This window comes from Nocardiopsis moroccensis (assembly GCF_055763695.1).
This window is the reverse complement of the sequence record NZ_CP199747.1, coordinates 1,664,097-1,678,906: the sequence shown is the minus strand read 5'-3', so window position 1 is coordinate 1,678,906 and position 14,810 is coordinate 1,664,097. Positions and strand designations below refer to the sequence as shown.

The window sequence follows — 14,810 nt, the reverse complement described above, 5'->3', positions numbered from 1 at the left end:
TGTCTTGAGGAGGGTGTGTGCCCGTGGATGTGAGCGTGGAGCGGGAGCGGTTGGCTGAGGGGTACCGGCGGTTCGCGGCCGGCTGTGCCCGTGGCGGTTCGGCGGAATATGAGCGGATCGCTTTGGGGGTGGCCCGGGACGAGCGGGTGCTGGACCTGGTGTTGTCGTTGCCGGCGGGCAACAAGCGCCAACCCAACTTGTTGTTGGGGGCGGTGCGCTACCTGGGCGGGCCCACCGGGCCCTGGGAGAGGTTTCGGGACTGGTTGGTGGCGCACTGGGGGTCGGTGCGCCAGGTGGTGCTGGCGCGGATGAACCAGACCAACGAGGTGCGCCGGTGTGCGACGCTGCTGCCCGTTCTGGCCGGGTTCGAGGGGCCGTTGGCGTTGGTCGAGGTGGGGGCTTCGGCGGGGTTGTGCCTGTACCCGGACCGGTACCGGTACTCCTATGACGGGGCGGCGCCGATCGGGCCGAAGGACAGCCCGGTGCTGTTGGAGTGCCGCATGCGCGGTGAGGTGCCCGTCCCCGAGGGGCCGCCGCGGGTGGTGTGGCGGGCGGGGGTGGACCTGAACCCGTTGGATGCGGGGGAGGGGTCAAACGTGCGGTGGTTGGAGTCGTTGGTCTGGCCCGGGGAGGTCGGGCGGGCGCGGGTGGAGCGGTTGCGGGCAGCGGCGTCGGTGGCCGCGTCCGATCCGGCGCTGTTGGTGTCGGGGGACCTGTTGGAGGTGTTGCCGCAGGTGGCGGCCCGGGCCCCTGCGGGGGCCACGTTGGTGGTTTTCCACAGTGCGGTGTTGGCTTACCTGTCGGTGGCCGAGCGGGAGCGGTTCGAGCGGTTGGTGGGTGAGTTGCCCGGGCACTGGGTGTCCAACGAGGGGTGGCGGGCCTTTCCCGGGTGGGAGCGCGCCCGGCCGCCGGTGGAGGGTGACTTCACGTTGGCGGTGGATGGGCGGGTGGTGGCCTACACCGGTGAGCATGGCCAGTCGCTGACCTGGCGGTGATCGGGGGCCGGGGGTGGCAAGGACCTCGGAGGGGCCCTCGTATGGGTGCGAGGGCCCCTCCGGGGTGTGGGGGGTCAGAAGGTGTAGGCGTCGACTTCGGCGATGAGGGCCTCGCGGCGTTGTGCGGGCAGGAAGGAGGCGGTGAAGGAGTTGCGGGCCAGGGTGCGCAGTTGTTCGTGGTCCAGGCCCAGGTGTTGCTGTAGTGCCAGGTAGTTGTCGTGGACGTAGCCGCCGAAGTAGGAGGGGTCGTCGGAGTTGACGGTGACCAGCAGGCCTGCCTCCATCAGGGCGGGCAGGGGGTGTTCGGCCAGGGTGCGGACGGCGCGCAGGCGCACGTTGGAGAAGGGGCACACCGTCAGGGGGGTGCGGGTGGCGGCCAGGTGGGTGACCAGGGCGGGGTCGTCCAGGCAGCGGATGCCGTGGTCGATGCGTTCGGCGCCCAGGAGGTTGAGGGCCTGCCAGATGTAGGAGGCGGGGCCTTCCTCGCCGGCGTGGGCCACGCGGTGCAGGCCGAGTTCGGCTGCGGCGGCAAAGACCTCGGTGAACTTCTCGGGCGGGTTGCCGACCTCGGCCGAGTCCAGGCCGACGGCGCTGATGCGGTCCAGGTGGGGGCGGGCGGCGTTGAGGGTGTCCATGGCTTCGGTGGCGGGGCGGTCGCGCAGGAAGCACAGGATGAGGGTGGTGGAGATGTTGTGGCGCTGCAGGCTGGTGTCCAGGGCGGCGGTGAGGCCGTTGATGACGGTGTCCAGGGAGATGCCGCGGCTGGTGTGGGCCTGGGGGTCGAAGAAGATCTCGGCGTGTCGGACCCCTTGGGCGGCGGCGCGGGTCAGGTAGGCCTCGGCCAGGTCGTGGAAGTCGGCTTCGGTGCGCAGTACGTCCATGAGGGCGTAGTAGAGGTCGAGGAAGGACTGCAGGTCGGTGAAGGAGTAGGCGGAGTGTAGGGCGTCGATGTCGGCGTGGGGCAGAGTGATGTTGTTGCGCTCGGCCAGGTGGAAGGCGAGTTCGGGCTCCAGGGTGCCTTCGATGTGCAGGTGGAGTTCGGCTTTGGGGATGGTCATGGCAGCCGGGTGCCCTTTCGTGGGGTGGGTGGTGGTTGTTGGCCATTGTGGCTGATGGTGGGGGGTGCGCGGGCCGGTGGCGGGGTTGGTGTGGGACACACGGTCGTGCGTGGGGTCGGGTGCCCCCTGTGGTGCGGGGGCGGGGTGTGGCAGGGTGCGGGCAGATGTGGTCCCCGGTTGTTGAGGAGTGGGTTCGTGGTGGATGTGGTCGGGCTGCGGGAGGACACCCCGGGGTGCGCGGGGTTGGTGTTCCTGGACAACGCGGGGGCGTCGTTGGTGCCGCGGCAGGTGCATGAGGCGGTGGTCTCCCACCTGGAGTTGGAGTCGCGGGTGGGGGGTTATGAGGCCGAGGGTTTGGCTGCGGGGCTGGTGGAGGAGAGTACGGCGCAGGTGGCGGGGTTGATCGGGGCGTCGCCGTGGGAGGTGGTGTTCTTCGAGGGCGCTTCGCAGGCGTGGTCGCAGGCTCTGGGCGCGGTGGTGTTGGAGCCGGGGCAGCGGGTGCTGACCACGACCAGTGAGTACGCCGGCAACGGGGTGGGGTTGTTGCGGATGGCGGCTTTGCGGGGTGTGCGGGTGCAGGTGGTGCCTGATGATGCCGACGGGGTGCTGGATGTGGGTGTGTTGGAGGAGGAGTTGGGGCGGGGGGATGTGGGGTTGGTGGCGATCAACCACATGCCCACGTACAACGGGTTGGTGAACCCGGCGGAGGCGGTGGGGAAGCTGTGTGCCCGGTTCGGTGCGGTGTACCTGCTGGATGCGTGCCAGTCGGTGGGCCAGTGGGAGGTGGATGTGGAGCGGATCGGGTGTGATCTGCTCTCGGGGACCGGGCGTAAGTACCTGCGGGGGCCGCGGGGGACGGGGTTTTTGTACGTGCGGGACGGGGCGCGGTTGGGGGAGCCGTTGTTGGTCAACCACATCGGGGGTGAGTGGAGCGGTCCGGACTCCTACCGGGTGTTGGCGGGTGCGGCGGGGTTCGCGTCTTTTGAGCACTCGGTGGCGGCCCGGATCGGGTTGGGGGTGGCTGCGCGTTATGCGCGTGGTGTGGGGATGGGGTGGGCTCGTGAGCGCATCGGTGGGTTGGCCGGGTTGTTGCGTGAGGGGTTGGCGGGGGTGCCGGGTGTGGAGGTGCGTGATCGGGGTCGGGAGCGGTCGGGGATCGTGACGTTCACGGTGGCTGGGCGGGAGGCACCCTGGGTGGTGGGGCAGTTGCGTGAGCGCGGGGTGCGGGCGGAGGTGTCCCGGCCCGGGGCACAGCGGTGGTCGGGAGAGGGTGAGGGTGAGGTGGTGCGGGCTTCGGTGCACTACTACAACACCGAGGAGGAGTTGGGGCGGGTGGTGGACGAGGTGGGTCGGCTGGTCTGAGCGGGCCGGTGGGTGATTTTGTCGAAGGCCCTCGGGGGTGATGCCCTTCCCGGGGGCCTTCGTGCCGGCGGGGTCAGGTCAGGTGGCGCAGGTGGTCGGTGGCTTCCAGGACAGCTTGGCCGATGCCGTGGTTGTTGGCGGTGTGGGCGGCTCCGCCCACGATGCGCAGTTCGGCGGCGGGCCAGCGTCGGGCCAGGTGGTGGGCGGTGTCGCTGGGGCCGCTGATGTCCAGGCGGCCGTTGATCAGGTACGCGGGGATGTGGGCGATGCGTTCGACGTTGTCCAGGAGTTGGTTCGGGGCGAGGAAGCAGTCGTTGGACCAGTAGTGGGTGACCAGGCGGGCGAAGGTGAGGCGGAAGTCGGGGTCCTGGAAACGGGGGTTGGGGGTGAAGTTGGGGACGGTGGCCACGTGGGTGTCCTCCCAGCGGCACCAGGCCAGGGCGGCGTCGTGGCGTACCCGGGGGTCGGGGTCGGCCAGGAGGCGGGCGTAGGCGGCGGGCAGGGCGCGGGGGTCGGCGTCGGGGCCGGCTGCGGCGTGGAAGTCCTCCCATTCCTGGGGGAAGATGCGGCGCATGTCGTGGGTGATCCAGGTGATCTCCTGGCGGGTGCCGGTGGTGACGGCGAACAGGATGAGGGAGAGGACCTGGTCGGGGTGGGTTTGGGCGTAGGCCAGGGCCAGGCAGGACCCCCAGGAGGCGCCCATGAGGTGCCAGCGGTCGATGCCCAGGTGGGTGCGTAGGGCTTCGCAGTCCTGGATCAGGTGGGGGGTGGTGTTGGTGGTCAGGTCGGTGGTGGGTGCGGCGGCGTTGGGGGTGCTGGCTCCGGCGCCGCGTTGGTCGAGCAGGATCAGGCGGTAGTGGTCGGGGTCGGTCAGTGCGGACCAGCGTGGGTTGGAGGAGGAGCCGGGGCCGCCGTGCAGGGCCAGGACGGGTGTGCCGTGGGGGTTGCCGCTTTCTTGCCAGAACAGGTGGTGGCCGCCGGGGCGGGGCAGGTGGTTGCTGGTGTGGGGGTCGCTGGTGGGGTACATGGTGTGGGCTCCTGGGGCGGGCCGGAGGGGGTGTGTCTGGACGCCTGGGGCCGGGGCTGTTGTCGGGGGTCGGGCGCGGGTGTGAGCCGACGCTGATGCTACCGCCGTGCGTGCGGGGGCGGGGGCGGTTGTGGCGGGGGTTGACCGTGCCCCTGGGGCACGGTCCAGACTCGGGGCCATGAACGGGTCGGTGGTCTCGGAAGAGTTGTCGCGGGGGGAGTTCTCGCGGCGTAGTGGCCTGTCCGCCAAGGCGCTGCGGCTGTACGAGCGGTCGGGGTTGTCGGTGCCGCACCGGGTGGAGGAGGCCAACGGGTACCGGTACTACCTGCCTGAGCAGGTGGGGGCGGCGGTGCGGGTGCGGGAGCTGCGCCGGATGGACATGCCGTTGGCGATGGTGGCGCAGGTGGTGGCGGCCCCGCCGCAGGAGGCGGTGGGATTGGTGCGGTCCTGGTGGCGGGCGCGTCAGGAGGCGGAGCGTTCGCGGCAGGCCATGGTCGAGCGGGTGTGTGCGTTGGTGGGTGGGCAGGGGCCCGGCCCGGACGGGGGCGGTCCGGTGTGGCAGACCTCGTTGGAGTCGGTGTCCGGGGTGCGGGTGGCCTGCGCACGGGCGCGGGTGGGTGTGCAGGACCTGGTGGAGACCTATGTGGGGTTGGCTGCCGGGGTGCGGCGGGTGTTGGCGGGGCAGGGTGCGCGGGCCGGGGAGCAGACGTGGGTGCTGTACCACGGCACGCCTTCGCCGGACGGTGCGGCGCCGATCGAGGTGGCCGTTCCCTACGAGGGGGTGGCTGGGCCGGAGGAGGGGGTGTCGTTGCGGTGGGAACCGTCGGGGGTGTGGTTGGTGGCTGGGGTGGCGCGTGGGGACTGTTTCTATCCGCGGATCATGGGGGCGTACGCGGGGGTGGAGCAGGCGGCCCGGGAGCGGGGTGTGCGGCCTGTGGGGGGTTTTCGGGAGGTGTATCTGCGTCCGTGGGAGCGGGTGGGAGAGCGGGAGACGTTCGCGTGGGTGGCGCGGCCGGTGCGGGTTGGTGGGTGAGTCGTGGTTGGTGGAACGAACAGTGGTGTGGAGGTCGGTGCTCTGATGGGTGCGAAGCGTGGGCGGGGTGTGGAATCGGAGGCGGTGGGCGTGGAGCGTTGGCGTGAGCACACCGCCTTCACCGATCCGGGCGCCTACCGGGAGGTGTTGGCGGGGCTGCCGGGGGATGTGGCGGGTGTCGGTCGGCTGTTGCGCGGGGTGTTGACGCATTACGTGTACGGGGGCCGGGTGGGTGTGGGTCAGCGGTGGGAGGAGATCGACCACCGTTGGGTGGAGGCGATGTTGGCCACCGATGCGGTGCGTGACGGGCGGGAGTGGTCGGCTGGGCGGTCGGAGCCGTTGGTGGGGTGCTGTCGGGATTTTGCGCTGTTGACGGTGGCGGCGTTGCGTGAGCACGGAGTGGCGGCGCGCACGCGGGTGGGGTTCGCGTCGTATCTGAGTGCGGGTTTTGGCACGGATCATGTGGTGGTGGAGTACTGGGACGGGCGGCGTTGGGTGTGGGCGGACACCCAGTTGGATCCCGGGGGTGGGTGGGGTGTGGACCCGTTGGATCTGACGCATGCGGGAGCGGTGGGTGAGGTGGCGTTCTCGGGGGCTTCGCAGGTGTGGTTGGCGATCCGGGCCGGGCGGGTGCGGGGGACCGACTTCGGGGTGGCTCCGGATCTGCCGATGATGCGGGGCGGGTGGTTGGTGCGGGACTACGTGTGGTTGGAGGTGGCGCACCGGTTGGGGGTGGAGACGTTGTTGTGGGATTCGTGGGGTGCGATGGGCCGGGACGGGGACAGTGTGTTGGCTGATGAGGTGGCGGGGCTGGTGGTGGCCGCGGATGCTGGGGATGCGGGGGCCGAGGAGGAGTTGACGGCGTGGTTCTGGCGTGATGAGCGGTTGAACCCGGGTGGACGGGTCTTCTGTGCGTCGCCGTCGGGGTACCGGGGGTGGGTGGATCTGGGTTCGCGGGTGGCGCAGCCGCGGCTGTGAGGGGGCTCTGGGGGTCCTGACCTGCACCGGGGTGGTCGTCGTCGGTCCTGTGGGGCCGTGGGCGCCGCCCGGGCGGGGTGTGCTCGTGCCGGGGTCTTTTCCTGACCTGGGTCGGGGCGTGGTGCGGGGGCTGGGATGCTGGTGGCCTGGCAGGTCAGCCGACGATGGGAGTCCCCGTGCCCGACAGGAAAGTGTCCGAGGAGCCCGGTTCCGTGCCCGAGGAGCCCCGTGAGCAGGATCCCTTCCTGGTGTTTTGGGGTGAGCGCCGTCTGTGCACGTTGGCTTCCCCGCGCCCGGACGGCAGTATCCACCAGGTGCCGGTGGGGGTGACCTATGACCCCGAGCGGCACCTGGCGCGGGTGATCGCCTCCGGGAACAGTTACAAGGCACGCAACCTGGGATCTCGTCCGGGGGCGCGGGTGTCGGTGTGCCAGGTGGAGGGGGCCCGGTGGTCGACGTTGGAGGGCACCGCCACGGTGCGTGCCGATGAGGGGGCGGTGGCCGAGGCGGAGCGGCGTTACGCCCAACGGTACCGGCGGCCGCGCCCCAACCCCGAGCGGGTGGTGATCGAGATCGCGGTGAAGCGGGTGCTGGGCAACGTGCGCCCGGAGCGGGAGGGGATCGTTCCCTAGGGTCCCGGCTCCGGCGGTTGCGGGTGGTCGGTGCGGCTGGTCGGCCGGGGCGGGAGCGGTACCCCGGTGGGGGTACTCACGCGTCCCGGACGGTGATGCCCGTGTTGGCTGCGAGGGCGGGGGCGATCGCGAGTAGTTGCGCCTGTCCGATGACCGCGCCGCTCAGTGACTCGAAACCCGAGGCCAGGTCGAGTTCGCTGGCCCCGCGCAGGTCCACCTCGTGCAGTGTGGCCTTGGCCAGGTGCAGGCCGCGCAGGCTGGAGCCGGGGAAGGTGACCCGGGTCAGGGAGGCCTGCCCGAAGTCCACGTCGGTGAGGACGCAGTCCTGGAAGACCACGTCGACCATGCGTGTGGCTCGGAAGTTGACCCCGCTGAGTTTGCAGGAGGAGAAGACCACGCGTTGGGCCTCGGAGTTGAAGGACGCGGTTCCGGCGAACATGCTGGCCACGATGTGGCTGTCGAGCCAGGTGCATTCTGCGGTGTCGGTGCCGGCCATGCGTACCTTGTGCATCCACACCTCGGTGAACCTGCACCTGCGCAGTACTCCGCCGTCCCAGTGGGTGTCGGTGAAGGCGCTCTCGATGAACCGGGCGCCGGTGAGGTTGATGGCCTCGAACCTCTCACCGTCGAAGTGGGTGGCCTCGTGGGGGTCCATGTGGAGTTGGTCCCTGTCGAAGGGGCGCAGTTCCTCGGCGTAGGGCAGGTCGGAGAGCGTGGTGGGGACGGGGCGGATGGTCACGGGGTCCTCTCCGGGTGCGGCCCTTCAGGGGTCGCGGGGTGGATGCGGGTGCGGGCGGGTTCGTACCTGAGGGCACCACGGTCTCCTGGCGAGTGGAACCTACCACCGGGCCGGTGGAGGTGGTGACCGGTGCGTTCGGGTGCGGGGACTGTTCCGGTCCGGTGTGTGGGCGGGGCGGCGGTCAGCTCTGCGATCTCCTCCGGGTCCGGGTCAGGGGGTGAGGGTCATGCCGTCCGAGCGCCACTCCAGGACGCCCTCCTCCAGCAGGGCGGCGTTGCGGCCGTGGGCGCGCAGCAGGCGCACGGCCTCGTGGGAGAGCACGCAGTAGCGGCCACGGCAGTAGGCCACGACCTCGGTGTCGACGGGGATCTCGGTGAGCCGGTCGGCCAGCTCCTCCAGCGGGATGGACACCGCTCCGGGCAGGTGTCCGGCCTCGTACTCCTGGGTGGGGCGTACGTCCAGGACCAGGGCGGTGTTCTGGGCGACCGCGGCCAGCAGTTCCTGGCGTCCCACCAGGCGGATGTCGTCGTGGTCCAGGTAGGAGCGGCGGGCGGCTGCGGCCTCGGCCTGGTGGGTGTCGGCGACCCGGCACACCGCCGTCATCAGGGCTGCCACGTCGTCGCCGGCCAGCCGGTAGAAGATCCGGGTGCCCTCGGCCCGGGTGGTGACCAGCCCGGTCTGGCGCAGTACCTGCAGGTGGGCCGAGGCGGTGGACAGTTTCAGCTCCACCGCCTGGGCCAGGTCCTGGACGGGGCGCTCTGCCTGGGCCAGCAGTTCGATGATCTCCAAGCGCTTGCCGTGGGCCAGGGCCTTGCCGGTGCGGGCGAGGGCGTCGTACAGGTCGGTCTTGCTCATCCCGAACTCCATAGTTCCATGTATCTTTGGAATATATGGTACGTGATCGAGGGGCCGCGGGAAGTGCGCGGCCCCTCCGTCTGGAGAGCGCCGTTGTGCGCCCCGCCGGAGGAGGCCGACGTGGACACCGATCTGGGCGCGTCCCAGCGCGAGCACTGGCAGAGCGTCTACGACCGCAACCCGCACATGTACGGCGCCGACCCCTCGGAACCCGCCCGGCACGCGCTGGAGGCGTTCACCGACCGCGGAGCCCGCACCGTGCTGGAGCTGGGAGCCGGGCACGGGCGCGACACCCTGTGGCTGGCTGACCGGGGACTCCGGGTGCACGCCGCCGACTTCAGCGCCACCGCCCTGGAGCAACTGGCACGTACCGCCCGGGAACAGGGGGTGGCGGAGCGCGTGGACACGCACCTGCACGACGCCCGCACACCACTGCCCCTGGCGGATGCCTCCGTGGACGCGGTCTTCGCGCACATGTTGCTGTGCATGGCACTGACCACCGACCAGGTCCGGGCGCTCATGAACGAGATCGGCCGGGTGCTGCGACCCGGCGGCACGCTCGTGTACACGGTGCGCCACACCGGTGACGCCCACTACGGGACCGGGATCTCCCACGGTGACGACATCTTCGAGCACGGCGGGTTCGCCGTGCACTTCTTCGACCGCGCTCTGGTCGCCGACCTCGCCACAGGGTGGGACCTGGTGGAGGTCGTCCCCTTCGAGGAGGGTGAGCTGCCTCGCCGGTTGTGGCGCATCACCCAGACCACACCCGCGTTCCGCTGATTTCTGGGCGCGGTTCAGCCGGTGAGGACCTTGGCGGCCAGGTCGGCGTCGGCTTCGGTGTTGTACAGGTGGAAGGCCAGGCGGGTCTGTCCGCCGCGCTCGGTGGCCACGATGCCGGCCCGGCGCAGGGTTCGTAGGGCGTCGGGGATGTCCACGGTGGTGATGGCCGAGTGGGCCGGGGGCTGGTCCAGGTGGGCGCGCAGCCGGTCGGCCAGGCGGGTGTTGTGGGTGTGGATGTGTTCCACCCCCTTGTGGAGGAGGGTTTGCAGGGCGGGGGCGGCGGCCTGGGCGGCGAACCAGTTGGGGGACAGGTCGAAGGCGCGGGCGGTGGGGGCGGGGTCGAAGTGGTCCCGGTAGAAGGCGGTGGCGGGGTTGGTGTCGGCCATGGGTCCGGCGTTGGTGGGGCGCAGGCGGGTGCGCAGGGCAGGGGAGAGGTAGGCCAGGGCCAGGCCGCGGGGGGCCATGAGCCATTTGTAGGCGGAGCAGACCAGGGCGTCGAAGCGGGTGGCATCCAGGGGGAGCCAGCCTGCGGCCTGGGTGGCGTCGGCCAGGACGAGGGTGTGGTGGGTGTGGGCGGCGGCCAGGATCTGGTCGGTGGGGGCCAGGGTGCCGTCGGCCGACTGCACGGGGCTGAAGGCGACCATGTGGGTGGTGGGGGTGATGTGTTCGGCCAGGGAGTGCAGGGGTGCGGTGTGCACGGTGATGCCGCGGTCGGTGTGGGCGTGGAAGGGGAAGGTGGTGGAGGTGAATTCGCCTTCGGGCACCAGGATGTGGGAGCCGTGGGGCAGGGAGGCGGCGATGGTGCCCACGAGTTGGGAGGTGGAGGCGCCCAGGGTGATGTCGTCGGTGGGTGCGTGGAGCAGGTGGGCGAAGCGGGCGCGGGTGGTTTCGACGGCCTGGGACCAGTGCTGGGGGTCGCCGGTGCCGGTGTGCCAGGCGTTGATGGCGTGGGTGAGTGCGGTGTGGGCGGTGGTGGGTGGGATGCCGTACTGGGCGGTGTTGAGCCAGACGGTGTCGGTGTTCCACAGGCTGTCCATGGCAGGGGAGCCTAACGGCCGGGGCGGGTGCGGGGCCGCCGGTGGTGTTGGTGGGCGTCCTTGATCTGGGGTTTTGCTGCTTTGGCAACGTTTGTTGTCAGATGGTGGGGCGGTGCGCAGGATGGGTGTACGAGCAAAGGAGACATCCATGAACGAACCCACACGCAGCTTCGAGGTCGTGGTCGTCGGTGGTGGCGCCGCCGGGCTGAGCGGGGCGCTGATGCTGGCCCGGGCCCGCCGTTCGGTGCTGGTCATCGATGCAGCCCAGCCGCGCAACGCCCCGGCCCGGGGGGTACACGGCTACCTGGGGTCGGAGGGGGCCTCCCCCGCCGAACTCCTCGCGCGCGGGCGCACCGAGGTCGAGTCCTACGGCGGCGTGGTCGAACAGGGTCGGGTGGTGGCCCTGGAACGCAGCGGGGAGGGTTTCACCGTGGAGTGTGCGGACGGATCGGTGGTGGCGGCCCAGCGGCTGCTGGTCACCACCGGGCTGGTCGATGAACTCCCCGACATCCCCGGTCTGGCCGAGCACTGGGGTACCGGGGTGCTGCACTGCCCCTACTGCCACGGGTGGGAGGTGCGCGACGAGCCGGTGGGTGTGGTGGCCAGCGGGCCCGTGGCGGTGCACGCGTCCCTGTTGTGGCGGCAGTGGACCGATCGGGTGACCCTGTTCGCCCACCCCGGTGCGGGTCTGGCCGCCCCGGATCGGGAGAAACTGGTCGCGCGCGGCATCACCGTGGTCGACGCCGCGGTGGAAGCTGTGGAGGCCGACGATCGCGGGGTCAGCGGGGTGCGTACCGCCGACGGGTCGGTGGTGCCCGTGCACGCGGTGGTGGTGCCCACGTTCATGCGTTCGCGTTCGCAGCTGCTGGTGGACCTGGGGCTTGAGGTGGTCGAGCAGAAGATGGGCGAACACGTGATGGGTACCTGTGTGGAGGCCGGGCCCATGGGTGCCACCGCGGCGCCGGGGGTGTGGGTGGCTGGCAACGTCACTTCGGTGACCGAGCAGGTGCTCGGTTCGGCCGCCGCCGGGGGTAGGGCCGGGGCGGCGATCAACGCCGATCTGGTGATGGCCGAGGCCGAACGGGCCCTGGAGCGGGGCCGCGGTGTGCAGGAGGCCCCGGTGGCGTAGGAGGTAGCGGCGCGGTCAGGGGCTTCTTCCGAGTGGCCTTGGTCCTGCCGCAAACGCGGGGGGTGTGGTCACAGGGGCGTCTGTGACCACGCCCCCGTTCGTTCGGCGGTGTTGGGGCGGGGCACCCGGGCCACCCGCACGTGGCCTCGGGCGCCCCAGGGGAGAGGGCCTGATGGGGGCAGTGCGCGGGAGGGGTGGTTTTCCGTGCGCGCAGCCGGACGGTGTCGAGGCTAACCGGGCGTGGGCAACGGGGTGTGAACAGCAGGGAACCGCGCTGTTCCCGTGGGGTCACGCCCGGGTGGCACCGCACCGGGGCGCCGTTCGGAGCTTTCGGAGCTGCGGAACTGGGCGTTGTGGGGGCGTGTGGGCCAAGAGCGTGCCCTGTGTGGTCCGGCCTTTCCGGTAGGCACGGAAGATGTTCCGCGAACGCGGGGAATACCTGATCGCCCTTACCTGTTCCAGCTGATCCGGGCCGGTGCGGTAGCAAGTGTCCCCCGGGCTCAACCGAAGCCTTCAGGGAATACCGCACCCGTGAGGTGGCAGGAACCCTGTTGTGCCATCCGCCGTGAGGCGACCGCCGCACCGGCCCTCTTCTCCTACTTCTCCCCCGGCACCGTCGACACGCTGCGCCACGCACCGTGGGAGCGCCGTCCCCCGCGGGGGCCTCTCCGGACCGCACCGCAAGAACGGTTCGTAGCGCAGAGGGTCGGCTCATGACAGGTGCAGCTCCTCCACCACACGCACAACCTGCTCCCGCTGGGAAGCGGTCAGCCCCACAAGCGGGCGGGGCAGGCAGGACGGGGCGACCAATCCCAGATGTTCGGCGATGACCGCCGTCACCCGCAGGCTGCCGTGGACGGCGAACAACTCCCACAACGGCCGCAGGCGCTCGGAGTGGGCCAGGGCGACCTCGGGGTCGCCCTGGCCTGCGGCGCGCACGATCGGCAACACCGCCTCGGGCACGGTGCCGCCCACGACAGAGAACCACGCCTGGCAGCCGGCGTTCAGACCGGTGGCTGCGGCGCTGTCCCCGGACACACCGATGCTCACATGGTCGGGCACGACCGCGCGGATCGCCTCGACGCGCTCGCGTGCTTCGTTTGTCTCCAGCGGGACCGGAGGGATCTTGATCGCGGCCACGTTGGGCAGGACCGCGATGCGCGCGTACAGCTCGGTAGAGAAGGTGAAGTGCGTCGTGCCCGGATTGTCGTAGACCACCAACGGTACCGACAGCCCTGCGGTGACGTCCGCATAGAGTCCGAACACGTCCTCGTCGGTGAGCGGCTGGTAGCTCATCGGGGCCAACAACACGGCCGATGCCCCGGCTTGTTGGGCGTCATCGGCCAGGGCCTGCACGTGGGAGGTGCGCAGCGCACCGATACCGACCATCACCGGTACACCGTCGGCCTCGCGCACACTGGCACGGGCGACCTGGCGGCGCTCGTCGCGGTCGAGGTAGGCGTAGGAGCCGGTCGAGCCCAGCGCGCCGATCGAGTCGACACCGGCGTCGACCAGGCGGGTGATGAGCCGGGCGTGTGCGGCTTCGTCGAAGCGGTCGGCGTTGAGCGGGGTCAGAGGGAAGGCGCTCAGTCCGGTGAACATGGGGTTCCCTAAGGTTGTGGTTGTTCAGGACGGGATGTTCTGGATGCCCAGGACGGCGGGGTGTGGCTGATGGGGTGTTCGCCCTCGGTGGCTCCAGGAGAATGGCCGCCCCACCGTCCGGGACTCCCCGACCTCTGATTGAGATCTGGGAAGAAGTCGCTGTTTAGGGACCTGGTGGCGGGGCTGTCCACGGGGACCACCAACAGCGAGGAGCGGCATCGCATGAGCACAGGGCCGATGTGGATCGGGATCGACGCGGGCAAGACCAACCACCACGCCACCGCCATCAACAGCATCGGTGAGGTGGTCTGGTCCAAGCAGGTCCGCAACGACCAGGCCACCATCGAGACCCTCATCGACAAGGCCACCGCCAGCGACGCCCAGGTCCACTGGGCGGTGGATCTGACCAACAGCTACGCCGCTCTGCTCCTGGCCGTGCTCGGAGCCGCCGGCCAAACGGTGGTCTACGTTCCGGGCCGAATGGTCAACACCATGACCAACACGTTCGGCGAGTCCAAGACCGACGCCAAGGACGCCCTGGTCATCGCCCAGACCGCCCGCATGCGCCCGGACCTGTCCACGGTCACCACCCCGCCGGAACAGGTGGCCGAACTGTCCCGGCTCACCGCCCACCGGGCGGACCTGGCCGCGGACTGGGTGCGCGGCGTCAACCGACTCCGCGACCTGCTCGGAGCGATCTTCCCCGGCCTGGAGCGGGCTTTGGACTACACCAAGCGGTCCCCGCTGATCCTGCTCACCGGCTTCGCCACCCCGGCCGAGATCCGCGCAGCCGATCAGGACGGGCTCCTGTCCCACCTGCGCGAGCACGGCCCGCACCGGCCCAGCATCGCCAAGATCGCCGCCGAGGCGCTGGAGGCCGCCCGGGCCCAGACCATCGTGCTTCCTGGCGAGGCGAGTACCGCGGCCCTGGTCAAGCGCCTGGCAGCCAAGCTGTTGGAGCTGGACCGCGAGCGCAAGGACCTGGACAAGACCATCACCGGTGTGTTCCGGTCCAACCCCCAGGCCGAGATCATCGAGTCCCTGCCCGGGATGGGGCCGGTCCTGGGAGCGGAGTTCATCACGGTCACCGGCGGTGACCTGGCCGCGTTCGCCCACTCGGGCCGCCTGGCCTCCTACGCCGGGCTGGCGCCGGTGAGCAAGGACTCGGGGCGGGTGAGCGGCAACCTCAGACGCCCCAAGCGCTATAACCGGCGCCTGCGCAGGGTGTTCTACCTGGCCGCATTGTCCTCGATCAAGGCCGATGGGCCCTCGCGGGCCTTCTACGGCAAGAAGCGCGGGGAGCGGATGCTGCACAAGCAGGCCCTGCTCGCTCTGGCTCGCCGACTCGTGGACGTGTTGTGGGCGTTGCTGCGCGATGGGAGGCTCTTCGAGCGCACGGCACCGGTCAGGCCCGTGGCGGCTTGACACGGTCATTGAGATTCTCCTAGTTGATCCAGGCAAGGGTGGTGGCCAGGCGTGCGGCGAAGGCCTCGGCGTGCTCGGGGGTCAGGGTGGCGGTGGTGACGCGGAAGGCGCTCCCGTGCTGACCATCGCGAAGAAAGCCCGCGCTGCAACGAAGG

The 14,810-nt window shown here is 70.6% G+C and carries 14 protein-coding genes; 8 read left to right on the top strand and 6 right to left on the bottom strand.

Annotated elements, in window-relative coordinates; genetic code table 11:
• The first annotated feature begins 17 nt into the window (after positions 1-17).
• Positions 18-995 (top strand): DUF2332 domain-containing protein, encoded by a 978-nt coding sequence (locus ACUKCB_RS07135; RefSeq protein ID WP_473039693.1) that lies wholly within the window; start codon positions 18-20, stop codon positions 993-995.
• Between the two features lie 74 nt (positions 996-1,069).
• Here ACUKCB_RS07135 and ACUKCB_RS07130 read toward each other — a convergent pair whose 3' ends face one another.
• Positions 1,070-2,053: an adenosine deaminase gene (locus ACUKCB_RS07130; RefSeq protein WP_473039692.1), complete on the bottom strand. Its 984-nt coding sequence runs from the start codon at positions 2,051-2,053 to the stop codon at positions 1,070-1,072.
• A gap of 198 nt (positions 2,054-2,251) precedes the next feature.
• On the opposite strand from ACUKCB_RS07130, the gene ACUKCB_RS07125 reads away from it, so the two are divergent.
• Positions 2,252-3,415, top strand: coding sequence for an aminotransferase class V-fold PLP-dependent enzyme (locus ACUKCB_RS07125; protein ID WP_473040949.1), 1,164 nt, complete (start codon positions 2,252-2,254; stop codon positions 3,413-3,415).
• Positions 3,416-3,488: 73 nt separating this feature from the next.
• On the opposite strand, the gene pip is transcribed toward ACUKCB_RS07125, so the two are convergent.
• Positions 3,489-4,442, bottom strand: coding sequence for a prolyl aminopeptidase (gene pip / locus ACUKCB_RS07120; protein ID WP_473039691.1), 954 nt, complete (start codon positions 4,440-4,442; stop codon positions 3,489-3,491).
• 178 nt (positions 4,443-4,620) lie between these two features.
• On the opposite strand from pip, the gene ACUKCB_RS07115 reads away from it, so the two are divergent.
• From ACUKCB_RS07115 to ACUKCB_RS07105, 3 genes are all read left to right on the top strand, one after another.
• Entirely contained in the window at positions 4,621-5,475 is an 855-nt protein-coding gene (locus tag ACUKCB_RS07115) for a MerR family transcriptional regulator (protein ID WP_473039690.1), read from the top strand.
• A 45-nt stretch (positions 5,476-5,520) separates the two neighbouring features.
• The gene (locus tag ACUKCB_RS07110; protein WP_473039689.1) at positions 5,521-6,453 is read left to right on the top strand and encodes a transglutaminase domain-containing protein; all 933 of its coding nucleotides are present in this window, start codon (positions 5,521-5,523) and stop codon (positions 6,451-6,453) included.
• Between the two features lie 176 nt (positions 6,454-6,629).
• Positions 6,630-7,085 (top strand): TIGR03618 family F420-dependent PPOX class oxidoreductase, encoded by a 456-nt coding sequence (locus tag ACUKCB_RS07105; protein WP_473039688.1) that lies wholly within the window; start codon positions 6,630-6,632, stop codon positions 7,083-7,085.
• A 76-nt stretch (positions 7,086-7,161) separates the two neighbouring features.
• Here the strand turns inward: ACUKCB_RS07105 and ACUKCB_RS07100 are convergent, their stop codons facing one another.
• Positions 7,162-7,824: a pentapeptide repeat-containing protein gene (locus ACUKCB_RS07100; RefSeq protein ID WP_473039687.1), complete on the bottom strand. Its 663-nt coding sequence runs from the start codon at positions 7,822-7,824 to the stop codon at positions 7,162-7,164.
• A gap of 210 nt (positions 7,825-8,034) precedes the next feature.
• Positions 8,035-8,679 carry an ArsR/SmtB family transcription factor gene (locus tag ACUKCB_RS07095; RefSeq protein WP_473039686.1) on the bottom strand — a complete coding sequence of 215 codons (645 nt, stop codon included), beginning with the start codon at positions 8,677-8,679 and terminating at the stop codon, positions 8,035-8,037.
• Between the two features lie 120 nt (positions 8,680-8,799).
• Between ACUKCB_RS07095 and ACUKCB_RS07090 the strand changes: the two genes are divergently transcribed.
• Positions 8,800-9,462 carry a class I SAM-dependent methyltransferase gene (locus ACUKCB_RS07090; RefSeq protein ID WP_473039685.1) on the top strand — a complete coding sequence of 221 codons (663 nt, stop codon included), beginning with the start codon at positions 8,800-8,802 and terminating at the stop codon, positions 9,460-9,462.
• A gap of 14 nt (positions 9,463-9,476) precedes the next feature.
• Here the strand turns inward: ACUKCB_RS07090 and ACUKCB_RS07085 are convergent, their stop codons facing one another.
• Positions 9,477-10,499 carry an aminotransferase class V-fold PLP-dependent enzyme gene (locus tag ACUKCB_RS07085; RefSeq protein ID WP_473039684.1) on the bottom strand — a complete coding sequence of 341 codons (1,023 nt, stop codon included), beginning with the start codon at positions 10,497-10,499 and terminating at the stop codon, positions 9,477-9,479.
• Between the two features lie 148 nt (positions 10,500-10,647).
• On the opposite strand from ACUKCB_RS07085, the gene ACUKCB_RS07080 reads away from it, so the two are divergent.
• Positions 10,648-11,628 (top strand): NAD(P)/FAD-dependent oxidoreductase, encoded by a 981-nt coding sequence (locus ACUKCB_RS07080; RefSeq protein WP_473039683.1) that lies wholly within the window; start codon positions 10,648-10,650, stop codon positions 11,626-11,628.
• Between the two features lie 711 nt (positions 11,629-12,339).
• Here ACUKCB_RS07080 and ACUKCB_RS07075 read toward each other — a convergent pair.
• Positions 12,340-13,230: a dihydrodipicolinate synthase family protein gene (locus ACUKCB_RS07075; RefSeq protein ID WP_473039682.1), complete on the bottom strand. Its 891-nt coding sequence runs from the start codon at positions 13,228-13,230 to the stop codon at positions 12,340-12,342.
• A 222-nt stretch (positions 13,231-13,452) separates the two neighbouring features.
• Here ACUKCB_RS07075 and ACUKCB_RS07070 point away from each other — a divergent pair, with 222 nt between their 5' ends.
• Positions 13,453-14,655: an IS110 family RNA-guided transposase gene (locus ACUKCB_RS07070; RefSeq protein ID WP_473039681.1), complete on the top strand. Its 1,203-nt coding sequence runs from the start codon at positions 13,453-13,455 to the stop codon at positions 14,653-14,655.
• Positions 14,656-14,810: the final 155 nt, after the last annotated feature.

What these genes read in the sequence shown, in the direction of transcription:
- ACUKCB_RS07070 (WP_473039681.1), top strand. Translation starts at nt 13,453, where the DNA reads ATGAGCACAGGGCCGATGTGGATCGGGATCGACGCGGGCAAGACCAAC.
- ACUKCB_RS07115 (WP_473039690.1), top strand. Translation starts at nt 4,621, where the DNA reads ATGAACGGGTCGGTGGTCTCGGAAGAGTTGTCGCGGGGGGAGTTCTCG.
- ACUKCB_RS07075 (WP_473039682.1), bottom strand. Translation starts at nt 13,230, where the DNA reads ATGTTCACCGGACTGAGCGCCTTCCCTCTGACCCCGCTCAACGCCGAC.
- ACUKCB_RS07110 (WP_473039689.1), top strand. Translation starts at nt 5,521, where the DNA reads ATGGGTGCGAAGCGTGGGCGGGGTGTGGAATCGGAGGCGGTGGGCGTG.
- pip (WP_473039691.1), bottom strand. Translation starts at nt 4,442, where the DNA reads ATGTACCCCACCAGCGACCCCCACACCAGCAACCACCTGCCCCGCCCC.
- ACUKCB_RS07130 (WP_473039692.1), bottom strand. Translation starts at nt 2,053, where the DNA reads ATGACCATCCCCAAAGCCGAACTCCACCTGCACATCGAAGGCACCCTG.
- ACUKCB_RS07080 (WP_473039683.1), top strand. Translation starts at nt 10,648, where the DNA reads ATGAACGAACCCACACGCAGCTTCGAGGTCGTGGTCGTCGGTGGTGGC.
- ACUKCB_RS07095 (WP_473039686.1), bottom strand. Translation starts at nt 8,679, where the DNA reads ATGAGCAAGACCGACCTGTACGACGCCCTCGCCCGCACCGGCAAGGCC.
- ACUKCB_RS07085 (WP_473039684.1), bottom strand. Translation starts at nt 10,499, where the DNA reads ATGGACAGCCTGTGGAACACCGACACCGTCTGGCTCAACACCGCCCAG.